At 61.7% G+C, this 19,750-nt stretch carries 19 protein-coding genes and 1 tRNA gene; 13 read left to right on the top strand and 7 right to left on the bottom strand.

Annotated elements, in window-relative coordinates; translation table 11 throughout:
• Positions 1-133 precede the first annotated feature (133 nt).
• Genes ACOZJV_RS10620 through ACOZJV_RS10610 form a run of 3 tightly spaced genes read left to right on the top strand, consistent with a single transcriptional unit; the run spans position 134 to position 3,308 of the window.
• Complete coding sequence (locus ACOZJV_RS10620; protein WP_078471122.1) at positions 134-1,543, top strand: circularly permuted type 2 ATP-grasp protein; 1,410 nt, start codon at positions 134-136, stop codon at positions 1,541-1,543.
• Positions 1,544-1,554: 11 nt separating this feature from the next.
• The gene (locus ACOZJV_RS10615) at positions 1,555-2,505 is read left to right on the top strand and encodes an alpha-E domain-containing protein (protein ID WP_078471123.1); all 951 of its coding nucleotides are present in this window, start codon (positions 1,555-1,557) and stop codon (positions 2,503-2,505) included.
• Entirely contained in the window at positions 2,502-3,308 is an 807-nt protein-coding gene (locus ACOZJV_RS10610) for a transglutaminase family protein (protein ID WP_078471124.1), read from the top strand. The genes ACOZJV_RS10615 and ACOZJV_RS10610 overlap by 4 nt, the downstream gene beginning before the upstream one ends.
• 55 nt (positions 3,309-3,363) lie before the next feature.
• Here ACOZJV_RS10610 and ACOZJV_RS10605 read toward each other — a convergent pair whose 3' ends face one another.
• Entirely contained in the window at positions 3,364-4,170 is an 807-nt protein-coding gene (locus ACOZJV_RS10605; protein WP_421547553.1) for a c-type cytochrome, read from the bottom strand.
• 696 nt (positions 4,171-4,866) lie between these two features.
• Here ACOZJV_RS10605 and ACOZJV_RS10600 point away from each other — a divergent pair.
• From ACOZJV_RS10600 to ACOZJV_RS10590, 3 genes are all read left to right on the top strand, one after another.
• Positions 4,867-6,072 (top strand): acetyl-CoA C-acetyltransferase, encoded by a 1,206-nt coding sequence (locus ACOZJV_RS10600; protein WP_421547552.1) that lies wholly within the window; start codon positions 4,867-4,869, stop codon positions 6,070-6,072.
• Positions 6,073-6,097: 25 nt separating this feature from the next.
• Positions 6,098-8,242, top strand: a complete 2,145-nt coding sequence (locus ACOZJV_RS10595) for a 3-hydroxyacyl-CoA dehydrogenase NAD-binding domain-containing protein (protein ID WP_421547551.1) — start codon at positions 6,098-6,100, stop codon at positions 8,240-8,242.
• A 105-nt stretch (positions 8,243-8,347) separates the two neighbouring features.
• Complete coding sequence (locus tag ACOZJV_RS10590) at positions 8,348-9,076, top strand: amidotransferase (RefSeq protein WP_078471128.1); 729 nt, start codon at positions 8,348-8,350, stop codon at positions 9,074-9,076.
• Between the two features lie 36 nt (positions 9,077-9,112).
• Here the strand turns inward: ACOZJV_RS10590 and ACOZJV_RS10585 are convergent, their stop codons facing one another.
• The 3 genes from ACOZJV_RS10585 to ACOZJV_RS10575 form a co-directional block, all read right to left on the bottom strand.
• Positions 9,113-10,084 carry a magnesium and cobalt transport protein CorA gene (locus ACOZJV_RS10585; protein ID WP_020300321.1) on the bottom strand — a complete coding sequence of 324 codons (972 nt, stop codon included), beginning with the start codon at positions 10,082-10,084 and terminating at the stop codon, positions 9,113-9,115.
• A 157-nt stretch (positions 10,085-10,241) separates the two neighbouring features.
• A complete protein-coding gene (locus ACOZJV_RS10580; protein WP_078471129.1) occupies positions 10,242-10,964 on the bottom strand; it encodes a 1-acylglycerol-3-phosphate O-acyltransferase in 723 nt (240 codons plus the stop codon).
• 214 nt (positions 10,965-11,178) lie between these two features.
• Positions 11,179-11,868, bottom strand: a complete 690-nt coding sequence (locus ACOZJV_RS10575) for a crotonase/enoyl-CoA hydratase family protein (RefSeq protein WP_078471130.1) — start codon at positions 11,866-11,868, stop codon at positions 11,179-11,181.
• A 319-nt stretch (positions 11,869-12,187) separates the two neighbouring features.
• Here ACOZJV_RS10575 and ACOZJV_RS10570 point away from each other — a divergent pair.
• The 6 genes from ACOZJV_RS10570 (at position 12,188) to ACOZJV_RS10545 (ending at position 15,184) form a co-directional block, all read left to right on the top strand.
• A tRNA-Ser gene (locus tag ACOZJV_RS10570) sits at positions 12,188-12,277 on the top strand.
• A 140-nt stretch (positions 12,278-12,417) separates the two neighbouring features.
• Positions 12,418-12,957, top strand: coding sequence for an adenylate kinase (locus tag ACOZJV_RS10565; protein WP_421547550.1), 540 nt, complete (start codon positions 12,418-12,420; stop codon positions 12,955-12,957).
• 161 nt (positions 12,958-13,118) lie between these two features.
• The gene (locus ACOZJV_RS10560) at positions 13,119-13,313 is read left to right on the top strand and encodes a hypothetical protein (RefSeq protein WP_421547549.1); all 195 of its coding nucleotides are present in this window, start codon (positions 13,119-13,121) and stop codon (positions 13,311-13,313) included.
• A 321-nt stretch (positions 13,314-13,634) separates the two neighbouring features.
• On the top strand, positions 13,635-14,012 hold the full coding sequence (locus tag ACOZJV_RS10555) for a hypothetical protein (protein ID WP_043230875.1): 378 nt from the start codon (positions 13,635-13,637) through the stop codon (positions 14,010-14,012).
• Positions 14,013-14,122: 110 nt separating this feature from the next.
• Complete coding sequence (locus ACOZJV_RS10550) at positions 14,123-14,296, top strand: hypothetical protein (protein ID WP_178102954.1); 174 nt, start codon at positions 14,123-14,125, stop codon at positions 14,294-14,296.
• 192 nt (positions 14,297-14,488) lie between these two features.
• Positions 14,489-15,184: an HAD-IA family hydrolase gene (locus ACOZJV_RS10545; protein WP_421547548.1), complete on the top strand. Its 696-nt coding sequence runs from the start codon at positions 14,489-14,491 to the stop codon at positions 15,182-15,184.
• An 88-nt stretch (positions 15,185-15,272) separates the two neighbouring features.
• Here ACOZJV_RS10545 and ACOZJV_RS10540 read toward each other — a convergent pair whose 3' ends face one another.
• Positions 15,273-16,019 (bottom strand): 3-oxoacyl-ACP reductase family protein, encoded by a 747-nt coding sequence (locus ACOZJV_RS10540; RefSeq protein WP_421547547.1) that lies wholly within the window; start codon positions 16,017-16,019, stop codon positions 15,273-15,275.
• A gap of 125 nt (positions 16,020-16,144) precedes the next feature.
• Here ACOZJV_RS10540 and ACOZJV_RS10535 point away from each other — a divergent pair, with 125 nt between their 5' ends.
• Positions 16,145-17,068: a LysR family transcriptional regulator gene (locus tag ACOZJV_RS10535; protein WP_078471134.1), complete on the top strand. Its 924-nt coding sequence runs from the start codon at positions 16,145-16,147 to the stop codon at positions 17,066-17,068.
• A 42-nt stretch (positions 17,069-17,110) separates the two neighbouring features.
• Here the strand turns inward: ACOZJV_RS10535 and ACOZJV_RS10530 are convergent, their stop codons facing one another.
• Both ACOZJV_RS10530 and ACOZJV_RS10525 read right to left on the bottom strand, forming a co-directional pair.
• Positions 17,111-17,839, bottom strand: coding sequence for an aspartate/glutamate racemase family protein (locus ACOZJV_RS10530; RefSeq protein ID WP_078471135.1), 729 nt, complete (start codon positions 17,837-17,839; stop codon positions 17,111-17,113).
• A gap of 54 nt (positions 17,840-17,893) precedes the next feature.
• Positions 17,894-19,429, bottom strand: coding sequence for an NCS1 family nucleobase:cation symporter-1 (locus ACOZJV_RS10525; protein WP_421547546.1), 1,536 nt, complete (start codon positions 19,427-19,429; stop codon positions 17,894-17,896).
• Positions 19,430-19,750: the final 321 nt, after the last annotated feature.

Below are 19,750 nucleotides of genomic sequence, written 5' to 3'. Positions count from 1 at the left end.
AAGTTGGGGCGTTTGCTGCACGGCAATGGTGCGGTGTGACCGAGAAGTTAATCCAACTAATTGAAATCAAAGCGTTTATGCCAGTGGCACGGGCCTTGCGATGCCTAGATGTCCGGGTGACAAGGAGTACGGCATGATCCGCACCTATTTTGATGAAATGTACGATGCTGGCGGCCAGGTTCGCCCGCATTACCGGGAGTTTGCCCGTTGGCTTGCCGAAACCCCTGACGAGCTTCTGGCACAGCGGCGACGCGAGGCCGACCTGCTGTTTCACCGCGCCGGCATCACCTTCACGCTCTATGGCGACGAGCAGGGCACCGAGCGCCTGATTCCGTTCGACACCATTCCCCGCAGCATTCCGGCCAGTGAGTGGCGGATCGTCGAGCGCGGCTGCATCCAGCGGGTCAAGGCACTGAACATGTTCCTGGCCGATCTTTACCACGACCAGCGGATCATCAAGGCCGGGATCATTCCTGCCGAACAGGTGCTGGCGAACGAGCAATACCAGTTGGCGATGCAGGGGTTGGATCTGCACCGCGATATCTACTCGCATATTTCCGGAGTCGATCTGGTGCGCGACGGCGACGGTACCTATTACGTACTCGAAGACAACCTGCGGACCCCCAGCGGCGTGAGCTACATGCTCGAAGACCGCAAGATGATGATGCGTCTGTTCCCCGAGCTGTTTGCCGCCCAACGCATCGCGCCAATCGACCATTACCCGAACCTGCTGCTCGATACCCTGAAAAGCTCCAGCGCGCTGGATGACCCGAGTGTCGTGGTGTTGACACCGGGGCGTTTCAACAGCGCGTTCTTCGAACATGCGTTCCTGGCGCGGGAAATGGGCGTGGAACTGGTGGAAGGCGCAGACCTGTTCGTGCGTGACGATCGGGTCTTCATGCGCACCACCGACGGCCCCAAAGCGGTGGATGTGATCTACCGCCGCCTGGATGACGCCTTCCTCGACCCGCTGGCTTTCAACCCAGACTCCATGCTCGGCGTTCCGGGCCTGCTGTCTGCCTATCGTTCGGGCAATGTCGTGCTGGCCAATGCCATCGGCACCGGCGTAGCCGACGACAAGTCGGTTTATCCCTTTGTCACCGACATGATCCGGTTCTATCTGGATGAAGAGCCGATCCTGAAGAACGTGCCGACCTGGCAGTGCCGCAAGCCCGACGAATTGTCCCATGTGCTGGCTCATCTGCCGGAACTGGTGGTCAAGGAAACCCAGGGTTCCGGGGGCTACGGCATGCTGGTGGGACCGGCCGCTACCGCAGCGGAAATCGAGACCTTCCGCGCGCGGATCAAGGCCAAGCCTCACGCCTATATCGCGCAACCCACCTTGTCGCTGTCCACGTGCCCGACCTTTGTCGAAAACGGCATCGCTCCGCGGCACATCGATCTGCGTCCGTTTGTCCTGTCTGGCCGTGAAACCCGTGTCGTGCCCGGTGGTCTTACCCGTGTGGCGCTGCGTGAAGGCTCCCTGGTGGTGAACTCCTCCCAGGGTGGTGGAACCAAGGACACCTGGGTGGTCGAGGATTAAGGAAGCTTGCCATGTTGAGTAGAACCGCCTCGGACCTGTATTGGATGTCGCGTTATCTGGAGCGGGCGGAAAACCTCGCGCGGATGCTCGACGTCAGTTATTCACTGTCATTGATGCCCCAGGACGGTCGCGGCGATGGCTTGCACGAACTGGCCATGCCGCTGCTGATTACCGGCACCCTGGATGACTACCTGGAGCGCCACGGCGAACTGCACGCCGAGCGCCTGTTGCATTTCTTCGCCTTGGACGCCGCCAACCCGGCCAGTATCTACAGCTGCCTGGGCTCGGCACGTGCCAGTGCCCACGCGGTGCGTGGGCGGATCACCGCCGATATGTGGGAAAACATCAACGCCACCTGGCTGGAGATTCGCGGCATTGCCGAACAGGGCCTGAGCCGTTACGGCATGAGCCGGTTCTGCGAGTGGATCAAGGAGCGCTCACACCTGTTTCGAGGCGCTACCTACGGCACCATCATGCGCAACGACGCCTTTCGCTTCATTCGCCTGGGCACCTTTATCGAGCGCGCCGACAACACTTTGCGCCTGCTTGACGCGCGCTACGAGATGGCCGGCGATCAGGCCGACGCCGTCAGCGACGGCACGGCCCATGCCTATTACCAGTGGAGCGCCTTGCTGCGCGCCTTGTCGTCGTTCGAGGCCTACACCGAGATCTACCGCGACGCACCGGGCGCCAGGCATGTGGCCGAGCTGCTGCTGTTGCGCGCCGACGTGCCGCGCTCCCTGCGCGCCTGCACCGAAGAGATCGACCAGATCCTCGCCAGCCTGCCGGGAACCAACGGCCGGCCGGCGCAGCGCCTGGCGGCCGAAATGGATGCGCGCCTGCGCTACACCGGCATCAACGAAATCCTCGAAGAAGGCCTGCACGCCTGGCTGACCGAGTTCATCCCGCTGGTGCGCCAGCTGGGCAACGCCATTCACAGTTCCTACCTGGAGGCTGTATGAGACTCTCCATCAGTCACGAAACCGCCTATCACTATGAAAACCAGGTGCGAGCCAGCATCCAGTACTTGCGCCTGACGCCCCACGACAGCGAGCGCCAGCACGTGCTCAGTTGGCAGCTTGATCTGCCGCGTCCGGTGCGCGCGCAACTGGATCCCTTCGGCAACATTCTGCACGTGCTGACCCTGGACGAGCCTCACGAGGCGATCATCATCGGCGCGCGCGGGCAGGTGGATATCGACGAGTTGCGCGAGGCTGAGCATGAGAGCCAGTCGCCGCTACCGTTCCTGCGCTTTACCCGGCTCACCGAGGCCGACCAAGCCCTGCGTGCCTTTGCCGACAAACAATGCCGCAAGCGTCGTGATCGCAGCGGGCTGATTGACCTGATGCACGCGCTGAACCAGTACATGACCTATGCACCGGGTTCTACTGCAGTGGACACCAGTGCGGCCCAAGCCTTTGCCGGGCGCTCCGGCGTCTGCCAGGACCACACCCACGCCTTTCTCGCCTGCGCTCGCAGCCTCGGGGTGCCGGCGCGGTACGTATCGGGATACCTGTACAGCGAGAACAGCGAGCACCTGGCCAGCCACGCCTGGGCCGAAGCCTGGCTGGATGACGCCTGGTACAGCTTTGACGTGACCAATGAGCTGGCGCGCCCCGAGCGCCACCTGAAACTGGCGGTGGGCCTGGACTACCTGGATGCCTGCCCGGTGCGTGGCATGCGGCGCGGCGGTGGTGGCGAACAGATGCACGCCAAGGTGCTGGTTGCACCGACCCCGCCGGTGATCCTGGTACAGCAGCAGTAGGTTGTACGCCGCGGGCCCAGGGGCGGCCTGTCAGGCGTTTATCTGGCAGCAGTCTTCAAGGCTGCTGTTTACGCCCCGCCATATGTTTCAGATAGCCGAGCAGCAACTCCAGCTCCGTGTCCGGCAGGACGCTGCTGGAGAACCCCGGCATCTTCGCCTGGGGCCAGCGGCGCAAGCTTTGCGGATCGCGGATATAGCGCTTGAGAAAGACTTCACCGAAGTACTCGGTCGGGCTGTAGGGGATGTTCAGGTCGGGGCCGAACTGCGAGTCGCCCGCAGCATTCAGGCGATGGCAGGCCAGGCAGTTCTTCTGGAATAAGGCAAACCCCTGGTTCACCGGGTCGTCGCTCGCCAGGGCCGGGTCTGGCCGCAAGGCTGGGAAACGCTCGGCAACCGGCGCCAGGCGCTTGATGCTGGCCAGCTCGAACGGCCATTGCTCCGGGCTGATGTGGCCGGCCTGGGGGTTGGTCCAGACCAGGTAGAACGGCCCTGCACTGGGTTTGCCCTGAGCCAGTTTCGGCCAGGGCCTTGACGGGTCCTCGATGGCCAGCCAGGCTCGGGCGCCGTCGCGATTGAGCAGGGGCGCGGCGGAGAGTTCGGCGGCAAACCCGTCCAGGGCCACTGCCTGCAAGTGATCGTCAGCCTTGACCCCTTCCAGCAGCGCCTCAAGTGGCACGGCGCGATAAATCATGTCGCGTTTGTAGGAGACGTCGTCGCTGATGGTGATGGTCTGCACTTCAGGGTGTGCCAGCAACTGCGCGGTCTGCCAGGTGCGGCTGCCTGCGCCCAGCTCCAGGACCAGTTGCGCAGCCTGCAATGGCGTACACAGGAGCAGGGTGCTCCAGAGGATAAGAGGTTTCAATTGATCGCCGTTCTATTGCTGAAAATGAGTGCCCGGGCGCTCCGCAAGAAGCCTGCCTGATGATGGGCAGCGGCGCGGCCATAGGCTGGCTCAGCGGCGCTGCGTCAGGAAGGTTGGCACACAACTTCGCACGCCGAAAGCGCATCGGCGCGCAATGTGCTGCATGGCGCTGGAACAGCCACAATGACTAGCCGATCACTTTGGTGAGGTTGGGCAAGATCAAGAGCAAGGTGGTAGCGAAAAGAATGAGCCCGGCTTGACGTACTTTCGAATGCTTGAACATGGCTGTGTGCCTTTTGTTGTTATTCCTGAACATCTGATGCATGCGTCTGTCGACTTCACGATGACCCGACCATGTGTCCCTTTTCTTACACGTGCCCGGGAAATCCCCGGCGGCAACGATTTACTGCCTGCTGTTTCTACCTTAGGGGCCTTGTAACACTTGGCTTAGATCCAATTCATATCAAGTTGTCATGTAAAGCTTTTCAACGGTTATGAGGCTTATTGCCAGCTGCGTCGGCGCCCGTTGGCTAGACAGTTCCCCGTCGTTGTCGGTGGCATCTATTAGCTCGCTACCGTTCGTCTGAGCGCGTGGGTCAAGGCCGCTGAGCGCATCGGTCATTGAATCCGGCGCCGCCCGGCCTAAGGTGAGCGCTCTGCCTTTTTTTCTCTCCCGTACAGCGGTTCGAGGACGTCATGACTGAAGCTTTGATATTCGACGCGTTACGCACGCCCCGTGGCAAAGGCAAGGCCGATGGCGCCTTGTACAGCGTCAAGCCGGTGAACCTGCTGGCCGGGTTGCTCTATGCGCTGCAACGGCGCACTGAGCTCGATACCAGCCAGGTGGATGACATCGTACTCGGCTGTGTCACGCCGGTGGGCGACCAGGGCGCCGACATTGCCAAGACCGCAGCCCTGGTGGCGGATTGGGACATCAGCGTGGCTGGGGTGCAGATCAACCGGTTTTGCGCGTCGGGCCTGGAGGCGGTCAACCTGGGAGCGATGAAGGTGCGTTCCGGTTTCGAGGACCTGGTGGTGGTCGGCGGTGTCGAGTCCATGTCCCGGGTGCCCATGGGCAGCGACGGCGGGGCCTGGGTCCTGGATCCGCAGACCAACCTGCACAGTCATTTCACCCCGCAGGGTATCGGCGCCGACCTGATCGCGACCCTGGAAGGCTTCAGCCGGCAAGACGTCGATACCTTCGCCCTGCAGTCCCAGCAAAAGGCCGCGCGGGCGAGGGCGGATGGGGCCTTCGACAAGTCCCTGGTGCCGGTCCGGGACCAGAACGGCATCCTCCTGCTGGAGCAGGATGAGTTCATCCGTGGCGACTCGACCCTCGAAGGCCTGGGAAAGCTCAAGCCGAGCTTCGAGATGATGGGGCAAATGGGTTTTGACGCCACTGCCTTGCGCGTCTACAGCCATGTCGAGCGCATCAACCATGTGCACACGCCGGGCAACAGTTCGGGGATCGTCGATGGCGCGGCGTTGATGCTGATCGGCTCCGAAGCCAAGGGCCGGGACCTGGGGCTGACGCCTCGGGCGCGGATCGTTGCCACTGCGGTCACCAGTACCGATCCGACCATCATGCTCACCGGGCCAGCACCGGCCACTCGCAAAGCCTTGGCCAAGGCGGGTTTGCGCATCGAGGACATTGACCTGTTCGAAGTCAACGAAGCGTTTGCCTCGGTGGTGTTGAAATTCATCAAGGACATGGCCATCGACCCGGCCAAGGTCAACGTCAATGGCGGTTCGATCGCCATGGGCCACCCACTGGGCGCCACCGGTTGCGCGATCCTCGGCACCCTGCTCGATGAGCTGGAGGCCCGGCACCAGCGTTACGGCCTGGCGACGCTGTGCGTCGGCGGCGGCATGGGTATCGCCACCATCATCGAACGCCTCTGAGCCCCGACTTCAAGGAAACCTCGTCATGACCGATGCCATCCGTTACGAAAAAGGCCAGGACCAGATTGTGGTGCTGACCATCGATATGCCGGGCCAGAGCGCCAACACCATGAACGCGCAGTACCGCGAAGCCATGGCCGCCAACGTCGCGCGCCTGCAGGCCGAGGACGACAGCCTGGCCGGGGTGATCATTACCTCGGCGAAAAAGACCTTCTTTGCCGGCGGTGATCTCAACGAACTGATCAAGGTGGGCAAGCCCGAGGCCAAGGCTTTCTACGACATGGTGCTGAGCCTCAAGGCGCAGCTGCGCGCCCTGGAAACCCTGGGCAAGCCGGTGGTCGCTGCGATCAACGGCGCGGCGCTGGGCGGCGGCTGGGAGATTTGCCTGGCCTGCCACCACCGCATTGCGCTGGATGATCAGACGCTGCAGATTGGCCTGCCGGAAGTGACCCTCGGCCTGTTGCCGGGCGGTGGCGGCGTGGTGCGCATGGTCCGCATGCTGGGCCTGGAAAAGGCCTTGCCCTACCTGCTTGAGGGCAAGAAAGTACGGCCGCAGCAAGCGTTGCAGGCCGGGCTGGTCGATGAGCTGGCGAGCGACCGTGAGCAGATGCTGGCCAAGGCCCGGGCCTGGATCCTGGCCAACCCCTCGGTCAAACAGCGCTGGGATGTGGCGGGTTACCAGATCCCCGGAGGCACGCCATCGAACCCCAAGGTCGCGCAGATGCTGGCCATTGCCCCCTCGATTTTGCGCAGCAAGACCCATGGCTGCATGCCGGCGCCGGAGAAGATCCTGTGCGCAGCGGTGGAGGGCGCCCAGGTCGATTTCGACACTGCGCACTTGATCGAGACCCGCTATTTTACTGAGCTGACCACCGGCCAGGTGGCGAAGAACATGATTGGCACCTTCTGGTTCGGGCTCAATCAGATCAACGCCGGCGGTTCGCGCCCGCAAGGCATTGCGCCCCATGTGACGCACAAGGTCGGGGTGCTGGGCGCCGGGATGATGGGCGCGGGAATCGCCTACGTCAGCGCCCTGGCGGGTATCCAGGTGGTGCTCAAGGACATCGACCTGGCGGCGGCCGAGAAGGGCAAGGCGCACTCGGCGGCCCTGCTCGAGAAAAAGGTCGCTCGCGGGCAACTCAGTGCGTTGCAGCGTGATGCGGTACTGGCGCGAATCAGCCCCACCGGGCAGGACGCCGATCTGGCGGGCTGCGACCTGATCATCGAAGCGGTCTTCGAGGACCGCGAGCTCAAGGCCAAGGTGTCCTCGGCGGCGCAGCGGGTGGTCGGCGCGGAGGCGGTGATCGCCTCCAACACATCCACCTTGCCCATCAGCGGCCTGGCCAGCGCGGTGCCGAATCCGGACAAGTTCATCGGTCTGCACTTCTTCAGCCCGGTGGACAAAATGCCCTTGGTGGAAATCATCAAGGGGGCTCGCACCAGCGACGAAACTTTGGCCCGAGGTTTTGATTTCGTACTGCAAATCAAGAAAACCCCGATAGTGGTCAACGACAGTCGCGGATTTTTTACTTCGCGGGTATTCGGTACCTTCACCAATGAAGGCATCGCCATGCTTGGCGAAGGTATCGCCGCAGCGATGATCGAAACCGAGGCGCGCAAGGCCGGCATGCCCATTGGCCCGTTGGCGATCTCCGACGAAGTATCGCTGAGCCTGATGAGCCACATTCGCCAGCAGACCACCAAGGACCTGCAGGCCGAAGGCAAGCCGCCCATCGAGCACCCGGCCTTTGCCGTGATCGATCTGCTGCTCAACGAATACAAGCGCCCTGGCAAGGCGGCGGGCGGCGGTTTCTACGATTACCCGGCGGGGGCGCCGAAGCACCTGTGGCCGGAGCTCAAGGTGCGCCTGGAAAAAGCCGAGGGGCAGATTTCTGCGCAGGACGTGCGTGACCGGTTGCTGTTCATCCAGGCCATCGAGACCGTGCGTTGCCTGGAAGAGGGCGTGCTGCACTCGACGGCGGATGCCAACGTCGGTTCGATTTTCGGCATCGGTTTCGCCGCCTGGACCGGCGGTGCCCTGCAGTTCATCAACCAGTACGGCTTACGGGATTTCATCGCCCGCAGCCACTACCTGGCGGAGCAATACGGCCAGCGTTTCGCACCACCGGCCCTGCTTCTGGAAAAGGCCGCCCAGGGCCAATGCTTCTGATGCTGAACGGCGTGCAGTGAACCTTTCCGGGGCTTGCCTTGACCCAGTGTTTCAAGGCAGGCTCTGGGCTGTTCATTATTCCCATCATCGTGTCAGGTATTTTTTATGTCGCTACGCATCTGCATTCTGGAAACCGACATCCTGCGTCCCGAACTGGTCGATCAATATCAGGGTTACGGGCAGATGTTTCAGCGCCTGTTTTCACAGCAACCGATCGCCGCCGAATTCACCGTCTATAACGTGATGCAGGGCGATTACCCGAGTGATGATCTGAGCTTCGATGCGTACCTGGTCACCGGTAGCAAGGCCGATTCCTTCGGCACCGATCCCTGGATTCAAACCCTCAAGACTTACTTGTTGGCGCGCTACGAGCGCGGCGACAAGCTGCTGGGTATCTGCTTCGGCCATCAATTGCTGGCGCTGCTGCTGGGCGGCAAGAGCGAAAGGGCGAGTCAGGGCTGGGGCGTGGGCACCCACAACTACAAGCTGGCCGCCAAGGCCCCCTGGATGAGCCCGCTGGTGGAAGAGCTGACTCTGCTGATCAGCCACCAGGACCAGGTCACCGCATTGCCGGAAAACGCCACGGTGATCGCCTCCAGCGACTTCTGTCCGTTCGCCGCCTATCACATCAATGACCAGGTGCTGTGCTTCCAGGGGCATCCGGAGTTCATCCACGACTATTCCCGAGCGCTGCTGGAGATTCGCCAGCAACACCTGGGCGAGCAGATCTACCAGAAAGGCGTGGCCAGCCTCGATCACGCCCACCATGGCGCCACGGTCGCGGAATGGATGATGCGCTTTGTGGCTCACACCCCTGAGGTCAAGTCGGCCTGAAGCGGCTCAGCCCGGTTCCTGCAACAGGGGCCAGGCCTACAACCATCCCGAGCGCTTGAAGCTGGCCCACAGGCTGACGCAGCCGACACTGATGAACCCCAGTACGCCAAAGTAGCCGTAATGCCAGCTCAGCTCCGGCATGTTCTGGAAGTTCATGCCGTAGATCCCCGCCACCGCGGTCGGAAACGCCAGGATCGCCGCCCAGGCCGCGAACTTGCGTTGCACCACGCTTTGCCGCGAGGCCTCCAGCAGCACACCGATTTCGATGGTCTGACTGGCGATGTCGCGCAGGGTCGACAAGTCTTCCATTTGCCGCGTGACGTGAATTTGCACGTCACGAAAGTACGGCCGCATGTTCTTGTCGATAAACGGGAAGCTGAGCTTTTGTAGCTCCTCGCTGATCTCCACCATCGGCGCCACGTGTCGCCGCAGACGCAGGACGTCACGACGCAGGCCGTGAAGGTTCTGGATGTCGCGCTCGTTCAATGAGTCGCACAGGACATTGCGTTCCAGTTCGTCGATCTCGGCGTGGATCGCCTCACTGACCGGCTGGTAGTTCTCGGTGACGAAATCCAGCAGGGCGTAGAGCACGAAGTCTTCGCCATGCTCCAGCAGCAGTGGCCGCGCTTCGCAGCGCTGGCGCACGTAGCCGTAGGATTTGGAGTGGCCGTTGCGGGCGGTGATGATGTAGCCGTTGCCGGCAAAGATGTGGGTTTCGATGAACTCCAGCTTGCCGGCCTCGCGCACCGGGGAATAAGTGACGATAAACAGCGCGTCGCCGAAGGTTTCCAGCTTCGGCCGGCTGTGTTTTTCCAGGGCGTCCTCAATGGCCAGTTCATGCAGGTTGAACTGGCGTTGCAGGTTGGCCAGTTCGTGAGCATTGGGTTCTTCCAGGCCGATCCAGACAAAGTGACCGGGTTTGGCCGCCCAGGCGGCCCCTTCGTCGAGGGTGATATCAGTGACTTTCTTACCGGCGCTGTAAACGGCAGCAGCAACAACTCTACCCATAGTTCTTGTTCGCTTCTTCTTATCAACATGATCGAGACAGACCTGCACCAGCTTAGCCTGCAATACCTGATCAGAGTCAGCAGAATCGGCGGAGTTCGCCGTTAATAAAAAGCCCGCACAAGGCGGGCCATTCGGGGCAAAAGAGGGGGCGCCAGCATCAGCCCGGTTGCAGCTGGCGATCCATCGAGGCGATGCATTCGCGCATCTGTTCACGGCACTGGGCAATCAACAGCGGCATGTCATCCATGCTCAAACCGGCAGTGGGAATGGCCGGCAGCGAGCGGATCAGGATTTTTCCGCTGCGCCAGCGACTCAGATTCATCTGTTTGATATAGCTGCTGACACACACGGGCACGATGGGCACGCCGGCCGCTATCGCCATCTGGAACGCGCCTTTCTTGAATGGCAGCAGGTCTTCACCGAAGTTGCGCGTGCCCTCGGGGAACACCCAGATCGAGGTGTCCTCGTGCTGCAAGGTGTGGGTGGTGGTCAGCATTGAGCGCCGGGCCTTTTGTGCGTTGCCACGGTCAATCAGCACGTTGCCCGCCAGCCAGAACAATTGGCCGAACAAAGGCACCCACTTCAGGCTCTTCTTGCCGATGCACACGGTACGGCGCGGCACCACGTTGCCAAACACAAACAGGTCGTAGTTGGATTGGTGGTTGGCAATGATCACGCAGCTCTGTGGCTTGTCCATCAGCGAGCCAACGTCAGCCTTGACCCGCAGGCGCAGGATGCACATCGCCGGCCACGCATAGAGGCGCGCGCAGAGGCGGCTGTTGTCCGGGTTGAACGGGCGGCATAGGCCAATCAGCACGCCAAGCACCCCCGCAGCCATAAAGTGCAGCCCCATCAACAACATACGAAACAAATACAGCATCTACGGGCCCACCTGGGACAAAAGGTGGCGCAGTGTACGGATGTGCACTGGTTTCGGCAATTGCTGCCATTCACTGGAGATGGCCGATGTTTAAGCGCATGTTTCCAGCAGAAGGGCTCAGCTGCGGTTTAGAGCGGTTGCCGTAGGTGACCGGGCTCGGGCAAGAAAAAGCCCGACGCTGAGGTCGGGCTTTTGCCGGGCAAATTCCGGGGAGTTAGCCCAAGTGCTCCTGATCCTGAATGATGGCGTTGTCCAGGGTGTCCAGCAGTGCCTTGCGCACCTTCAGCTTGGTGTTCTTGTGAGCGGTCATGTTGATCTTCTTCAACTGACGTGCAACTTCCAGCGCGGCGCTGGTCAGCTCATCGGGGCTTACCACCTTGTCGAGGAAGCCTGCGTCCACCGCGCTTTGCGGGTTGAACATCTCGCCGTTGATCACTGAGCGATGGAACGCCGACCGGCGCAGGCGATCACGGGCCAGTTCGATCCCGGCGTGGTGCATGGTCATGCCGATCTGCACCTCGTTGAGGCCGATGCTGAACGGGCCGTCGACGCCAATCCGGTAGTCGGCCGACAACAGGATGAATGCGCCCTTGGCCACTGCGTGCCCAGGGCAGGCAACGATCACCGGAAACGGGTGCGACAGCAGGCGCCGCGCCAGGGTCGAACCCGAAGTCACCAGGCTCACGGCCTCCTTGGGGCCGGCAGTCATGACCTTCAGGTCATAGCCGCCTGACAGAATGCCCGGCTGACCGGTGATGATCACTACGGCACGGTCGGCGACCGCACGGTCCAGCGCGGCATTGAAGGCGACAATCACGTCCGGGGAAATGGCATTGACCTTGCCATTGCTCAAGGTCAGGGTCGCGATACCGTCTTCGAGATGGTAAGAAATCAATTCACTCATGACGCAATTCCTTGTATTGAAGTGGGGCAGACGTTACCCACCACCGTAGGTCAGGTAAAGCGCTGTGACTGACTGATGAGTCAGCCTTTCAGCGCTCGACAAGCCTAGCCGGCCACACAGACCGTGCATCACCCCTTCTATATAGAAGGGCGCCAGGCCAGAGATTGGCCGGTTTGCCATGGCCCAATCCCAGTCCTGAGCCCGGCAATCTACAGAAATGCCTTAAGCGCATGAAAATTCTCAAAAAAACCTTTGCCATCGGAAAAGCTTTCGACTACATTAGCGCGCCTCGACAGACTGAATCAGTTTGACGAGACACGGTTGGGTGTCCGAGAGGCTTAAGGAGCACGCCTGGAAAGTGTGTATACAGGAAACTGTATCGAGGGTTCGAATCCCTCCTCAACCGCCATATTCGATGTACACAAAACCCCTGGTTTCCTTGAGAAGCCAGGGGTTTTGTGGTTTCTGGCATTTGAAAATTCACCCGCCTGCGGCATTGATGACCTCGGTGGCTGGGCGAATGTCGGATTGGGCAAGGGAGTCCTGAAGATGGGGAGGCGGATTTACATCAGCGGCGCATCCGGTGCCGGCGTCAGCACCCTGGGTGCCGCGTTGGCGGCGAGGCTTGGGGTAGCGCATGTGGATGTCGATGATTACTACTGGTACCCGACTGAGCCACCTTTTGTGCAGGCGCGCCCTGTGTTGGAGCGTGTGAGTCTGCTTCGTGGGGTTCCGGCTGAGGGTGACTGGGTGCTTTCCGGTTCCCTGGATGGCTGGGGCGACGAGGTGATTCAAGGCGTTGACTGGGTGGTGTTTGTCGACACGCCGACGGCGCTGCGCATTGAGCGGATCAAGGCGCGGGAATTGCAGTGTCACGGTGAGCGCATTCTTCCGGGCGGGGACATGCATGAGAATCACCTGGCGTTCCTCGCCTGGGCCGAAAGCTATGAGTCGGGCAGCCGGGCCGGACGCAATCGACCGCGACATGAGCGCTGGCTCGATCAGTTGCCGCTGCCCTGGCTGCGGGTCGACGGTGCGCTGCCGACCGAGTTGTTGTTGCAGCGGGTCCTGTCAGCGATTGCTGGTTGAGTGGCCTGCGACAAAAGCCCGCGGCCGTTCGTCGGTGCCTTGTGCCTCTGAACGGGCAGGTCTGTAAATGACCAACTAGTCTGAAGCGCCGTGATGGTCAGTATTTCCAAGGCAATCAGGTGCTTGCCGGTGCTGGCTGGTTGTTGATAGGAGCTGGGCTTATGAGTGTTCCTTATATCGAGGACAACGGGGATGAGTTCCCCATCAACAATCTGGTGCGCTGCGGTCAGGCAGCGTTTGATGTGGAGGCGGGTGAATCCCTGGCCAAGGTTGTGGCGGGCAGGAGCCCGTCGCGTGCTCCGTTGAAGGTCGGTGGAGCGAAGTTTTTCCCCAAGGCGCTGCCGTTGCGCAAATGACTCGAGTGTTGATTGAGCCCCGCCAGCCAGCGGGGCTTTTTATTGGGCGGGTTGGGGAGGGGCTGCGGTGGGTTGAATCGTGTGGGATAGGGCGGCGGCGTTTTTTTCACATAATCTTCACATCCGGGGCAGTAGGCTCAGCTCATCCGTTAGAAAGCAATCCATTGGCCCGTTACCCCAGCGGGCTTTTTTTTGCCTGCCTTAAAACTCTTTGTGTATAAGCTGTCCAACTCACGCGATATCAGGTGTGGGGCGCTCTGTCGTGCGCCCCATTCCGATCTGCACGTGGGTCTTCGATCTTCTTTTTTTGAGGTTTATGTCATGCGTTTAACACTGCCTGCTCTGGTTGTAGGGCTTCTGGTCGCTCAAGGTGCGATGGCTGGCGACGGCACTGCGGCGATTGGCGGCGGCCTGGGTGGCGTCTTGGGTAATGTGGTCGGCCAGCAGATGGGTGGCAGCACTGGCGCGGCGATCGGCGCCGGTGTAGCGGGTGCGGCCGGCAGTGCCGTGGGCGCGCGCAAGGGTAGCCGGGTCCAGGCTGCGGTAGGCGGCGGTATCGGATCGGCGGGCGGTTCGGTCATCGGCAGCAAGCTGGGCGGCAGCACCGGTTCGAATATCGGTGCCGGCCTGGGTGGTGCAGCCGGTGGCGCGCTGGGCAGCAGCATGGGTAACAAGGGTCACAAGCACAAACATCGTTGAGCATCAGCGGTCGTTGAAAAGCCCGGCAATTTGCCGGGCTTTTTTAGGGTTGAACGTTTTGCGGTTTTTCGATTCGAAATTTTACCTCCCCCGCGAAAATCGAGACTGCCATGACCCCCGAAACTGCAGGCAATGAAGAGAAAGGCCCAAGCGGACTGCCCTTTATCAACGATCCGGGCAACGAAGATCCGGGTTCGCTGATGGATGATGCGCAGGTGCCACTCAACGACGCCGACGAAGCGCTGGATGAAGACGACGAGCCGGATCCCGACGACAGTTACTGAGATTCGCCCCCTCCCTTGGCGTTGAGCCGCCCGTCGCGCCGCCCTCCGTGGCGCTTTTCACCGCGCCCGAGAATCACTGCCCGTTGCCCCTGGCTCGTGCACGCCGCTATGCTGCTGAACCCATTAATCGAGCAAAAAACTGGGCGTACCTGAGCCGCTCCCTGGATGTTTTTTGTTAACGGAGCAGACGCGATGAATGCACGGTTGAATGAATTGGGCCCGATCAAGGCCGTTATTTTCGATATGGATGGGTTGCTGCTGGACACCGAGGGCATTTACACCGAGGTCACCCAGCTGATTGCCGATCGCTACGGTCGCACGTTCGACTGGAGCATCAAACAGAACATCATTGGCCGTGGCGCCGGTGACCTGGCGCGCTATGTGGTCGAAGCACTGGAGCTGCCGATCAGCGCCGAGGAGTTCCTGGTCATCCGCGAACCGCTGATGCGCGAGCGTTTCCCCCGTGCCCTGGCCATGCCGGGCGCCCGGGAGCTGGTGCAGCATCTGAAGGCGCATAAGGTCCCGATTGCCGTGGGCACCAGTTCGTCACGCCAGTCCTTCGGCCAGAAAACCACGCTGCATACGGACTGGTTCGCCCTGTTCGACACCGTGGTCACTGCCGATGACCCCGAGGTTGGCGCGGCCAAGCCGGCGCCGGATATCTTCCTCACCGCCGCTCGGCGCCTGGGGGTGGCGCCGCAAGATTGCCTGGTGTTCGAGGATTCGCCGTTTGGCGTGACCGCCGCCAAGGCCGCCGGCATGACCGCGATTGCGGTGCCGGACCCGGCCATGGCTGATGAGCGCTATGCCCATGCCGATGCCATTATCCGTTCGCTGAAAGCGTTCCAGCCCGGCGCCTGCGGCTTGCCTTCGCTGCAATGGACGTGACACCGTTCAACGCCGCTTGACCGCGTGACAGCAAAACGCCGGGCAACCTGATGACAGGGTTGCCCGGCGTTTTTGTGTGGCTGGCGGATCAGGCGCCGAAACCACCGTCGATGGTCAGGCTGGCCCCGGTGATGTAGGCCGCTTCAGGGCCGGCCAGGTAGGCGACGAAACTGGCGATCTCTTCGACCTTGCCGTAGCGGCCGACCGCCATGTAGCCCATCAGGGATTCGGCGAAATCGCTGTCGGCCGGGTTCATGTCGGTGTCTACCGGGCCGGGTTGCACGTTATTGATGGTGATGCCTCGCGGACCCAAGTCGCGGGCCATGCCTTTGGTCAGGCCCACCAGCGCGGCTTTGCTCATGGCATACGGGCCGCCACCGGCGAAGGGCATGCGATCGGCGTTGGTGCTGCCGATGTTGATGATGCGCCCGCCCTGGCCCATGTGGCGGGCGGCTTCCTGGGTGGCGATAAACACGCTGCGCACGTTGATGGCCAGGGTCTGGTCGAAATCTTCGAGTTTGAAATCCTCCAGAGGTGCTACGGCCAGCACCCCGGCGTTGTTGACCAGGATGTCCAGGCGGCCAAAGGTCTCGACGGTATGGTTGACAGCCTGGCGAATGGCGGCTGCGTCGGCGCTGTCGGCCTTGATCGCCAGGGCCTTGCCGCCACTGGCAATGATCGCGTTCTGCAGCTCTTCAGCCTTGGCGGTCGAGCTGACGTAGGTGAAGGCAACCACTGCGCCTTCGGCGGCCAGGCGTTTGACGATGGCGGCGCCGATGCCGCGGGAACCGCCCTGGATCAGTGCCACTTTGCCGTTGAGGGATGAGGTGTTCATGTCGTTCTCCTGAAGTTCAAGGCGGGTTGCCTTGTGAATGGAGCCGAGTATCGACCGCTGATTAGCAGCTGTGTAGCGGGTAATCCCTATACTCTGTGTAAACCAAAAGTTTAGAGTTGCCGCTAATGGAAGCCTTCAGCAGCATCGAATGTTTTGTCCGCAGTGCCGAAGTCGGGAGTTTTGCCGAAGCTGCACGGCGGCTGGGCCTGACCCCCGCCGCGGTCGGCAAGAGTGTAGCCAAGCTGGAAGCCCGGCTTGGGGTCAGATTGTTCCAGCGCAGCACCCGGCGCCTGACGCTGACCGAAGCCGGGCGCCTGTTTCTTGCTGAAGTCAGCGACAGCCTGCAGACCATCCAGAATGCCGTGAGTACCTTGGCCAATGCCCAGGGGCGTCCGGCCGGCACGCTCAAGGTCAGTGTGGGCACGGTCTTTGGCTGTCTGTACATCGTGCCGATGCTGGGGGAGTTTCTGCAGCGTTACCCGGAAATCCACCCGGACTGGCATTTTGACAACCGGCAGGTGGATCTGATCGGCCAGGGCTTCGATGCGGCCATCGGCGGTGGCTTCGAGTTACCCCAGGGGGTCGTCGCGCGCAAGTTGTCACCGGCCCATCGCGTGCTGGTGGCCAGTGCGGGTTACCTGCAAGGCTGCGCAGCCATTGACCAGCCCGAGGATCTGCACCATTGCCGGGGGATCCTGATTCGCTCGCCGCAGACCGGACGAATCCGCACCTGGCAACTGACCGGGCGTGCCGGGGCCATGCAACCTCTGGAACTCAAGGCCGGCATGACCATGAGCGACTCCCAGGCGGCGTGCATTGCGGCCGCTCAGGGTTTGGGGGTGGCGCTGGTCAGCATGCCGTTTGCCGTCAACTACCTGCGTTCCGGTGCCTTGCAGCGGGTGTTGCCGGACTGGTACGTGGATGACGGCTTTACCTCGATCTATTACGCCGAGCACAAGCTGCTGCCGGGCAAGACCCGGGCCTTTGTCGACTTTGTGCTTGAGCAGTTCGCCGAGCAGGGGTTGGCGCAGGCATTCAGCGCTGTGTGATGGCCGGCCCCGAAGCCGGGGCCGGCCCAAGCGTCATGCCACTCAGCGCCCGAAGCGCAGCGGCCAGCCGACAATGGTCTTGGGGCGCGGCGTGGCGTAGGTGCGCACCTTGGAGGTGGACAGCCCGAGCCGCACCAGGGACTCGGCGATGGTCACCGCCGCCGTTACCCCATCCACCACGGGCACGCCGGTGCGCTGGCGAATCTGCTCGTCGAGACCGGCCATGCCGCCGCAACCCAGACAGATGACCTCGGCCTTGTCTTCGCTGACCGCTAGCTCCGCCTGGCGCACGATGGCCTGCACCGCGCGCTGTGGGTCCTGTTCCAGCTCCAGTACCGCCAGGCCGCTGGCCCGTACCGAGGCGCAACGGTCGTAGAGGCCGGAGAGCTTGAGCCGGTCTTCGATCAGCGGCACGGTGCGGTCCAGGGTGGTCACCACCGAGTAGGCGTGGCCCAGGAACATCGCTGTACTGGCGGCGGCGTCGGTGATGTCCACCACTGGCACATTGAGCAGTTCCTGCAGGCCTTCGCGGCCGTGTTCGCCATAGCCGGCCTGGATCACCGCGTCATAGGGCTGGTCGTAGGCCAGCACCCGGTCCATCACCGCGATGGCAGCCAGGTAGCTTTCGAAATTGCCTTCGACCGATTCGGCGCCGAAGTACGGGGTCAGGCCGACGATCTCGGTGCCGGGGGCCGCCACGCTTTGGGCCTGGCGGGCGATGGCCTGGGTGATGGAGTCGGTGGTGTTGACGTTGATCACGAGAATACGCATGAACATTCCTTGCACGTTTGCTTCAAGGGGGCCGTGGTGACGGCCGGCTAGCGGTCAGTGGCTGACGTTGTCGACCGCGATGGATTCGCCGCTGATGTCGGCGTAAAAGGCCTCGCGCCGGGCGATCAGCAGGTACAGCAGGGCGGCGATCCCGGCGCCAAACAGCCAGGAGAAGGGCGAGACGCTGGCAAACCCCGGCACCAGCGCCAGGACAATGGCGATCAGTGCGGCGGGAACGAAGGCCGCCACGGCCCTCAGGTTGACCCCGCGGCTATAGAAGTACGCGCCTTGCGGGTCTTCGCTGTAGAGCTCGGGCACGTTGATCCGGCCTTTGCGCACCAGCCAGTAGTCGACCATGATCACGCCGTACAGCGGCCCCAGCAGGGCGCCGAGCCCGGACAGGAAGTACACGATCACCAGCGGGCTGTTGTAGAGGTTCCACGGCAGGATCAGGACCGCGATGGCGGCGCTGATCAGTCCGGCGCGGCGGAAGGTCAGGTACTTGGGCGCCAGGTTGCTGAGGACGAAGGCCGGGGCGACGAAGTTGGCCATGATGTTCACCGCCACGGTGACAATCAGGAAGGCCAGGCAACCCAGGACCAGGAACCCGGTGTTGGGAATCGAGGCAATGATTTCGGTGGGGCTTTCAATCACCCGTCCGTTGATCTGGAACTGCGCGCCGCAGAGCACCACGGTAATGACGGCAAACACCAGGATGTTCACCGGCAGGCCCCAGAAGTTGCCCACCAGGATGGTCCTGCGGCAGGGCGACGAGCGGGCGAAGTCGCAGAAGTTGAGAATCAGGGTGCCGTAGATCGCCAGCCACAACGCGCCACCGGCAAAGATCTGGCGCCACATCTCGCCGCCGCTCAGGGGCTCGCGGATCGACCAGGCAATGCGCGCGTCGGCCTGGGTGTACATCCAGAGGGCCAGGGCGGCGACGGTCAGCAGAATCACCGGCCCGGCAAACCCTTCATAGCGCCGGACCATTTCCATGCCGTAGGCCAGAATCACCAACTGCACCAGCCAGATCACCACGAAGCAGGCCCAACCCAGGCCCGACAGGCCGAGGATCAGCTGTTGGTCATACTCGGCAAACCCCGGGTGGATGGCGATCAGCAACACGCGAAAGACCACCGACGCCAGGTAGGTCTGGATGCCGAACCAGGCAATGGCGATGACCGCTCGGATCAGCGCCGGAATCTGCGCGCCGTGGATACCGAAACTGATGCGGCTGATCACCGGGAAGGGCACACCGGTCTTTTGCCCCATGTAGCCGGAGAGGTTCATGAAGAAGTACACCAGCGCCGCGCCGATCCCCAGCGACAGCAGGATCTGCCAGCCGCCCAGGCCCAGGGCGTAGAGCCCGATGGCGAAGGAGTAGTTGGCGATGTTGTGCACATCGTTGGTCCACAGGGCAAAGATGCTGTAGCGACCCCAACGCCGGCCTTCGATTCTGGTGGGCGCCAGGTCTTTGTTGTGCAGGCGCGGGCTCAGGGCCGGTAATGCTCCAGGGGACGGGTCAGGGTAGGTCGAGGGGCGCGAGGAGGGCAGTTCGAGTGCGATGTTGTTAGAGGTATTTGTACGCATTCCGGCAGGCTCCTGACTGCGTGGCCCGCGATGACTGTGCTTGAGCTCATGCTCGACAATCTTCGTCGCAAGGCCCCGTAAGTCACTGGGTTCGGGGCATCTGCAGCCTGGCTCGCTGGACAGGCTTGCGGATATAAAGTGTATGTATGTTTTTCAATAATTGTATACAAAACACGAATTCACTTAAGCCACTTCTGTGCCAGATATTTATCTATATCGCCGGGTTTTAATTTCCTTTTTATCTGTTCAATTTATAACTTTATGAATTTGAACAGTTATAAGTTGACCAATTGAACAGCTATTTATTTTTATAAGTCGTCA

The sequence above is a fragment of the Pseudomonas sp. QD4 genome (assembly GCF_049199125.1).
In the GTDB taxonomy this organism is placed as follows: Bacteria; Pseudomonadota; Gammaproteobacteria; order Pseudomonadales; family Pseudomonadaceae; genus Aquipseudomonas.
Note: the sequence above shows the minus strand (reverse complement) of the source record. Positions and strands in the feature narration are given on the sequence as shown.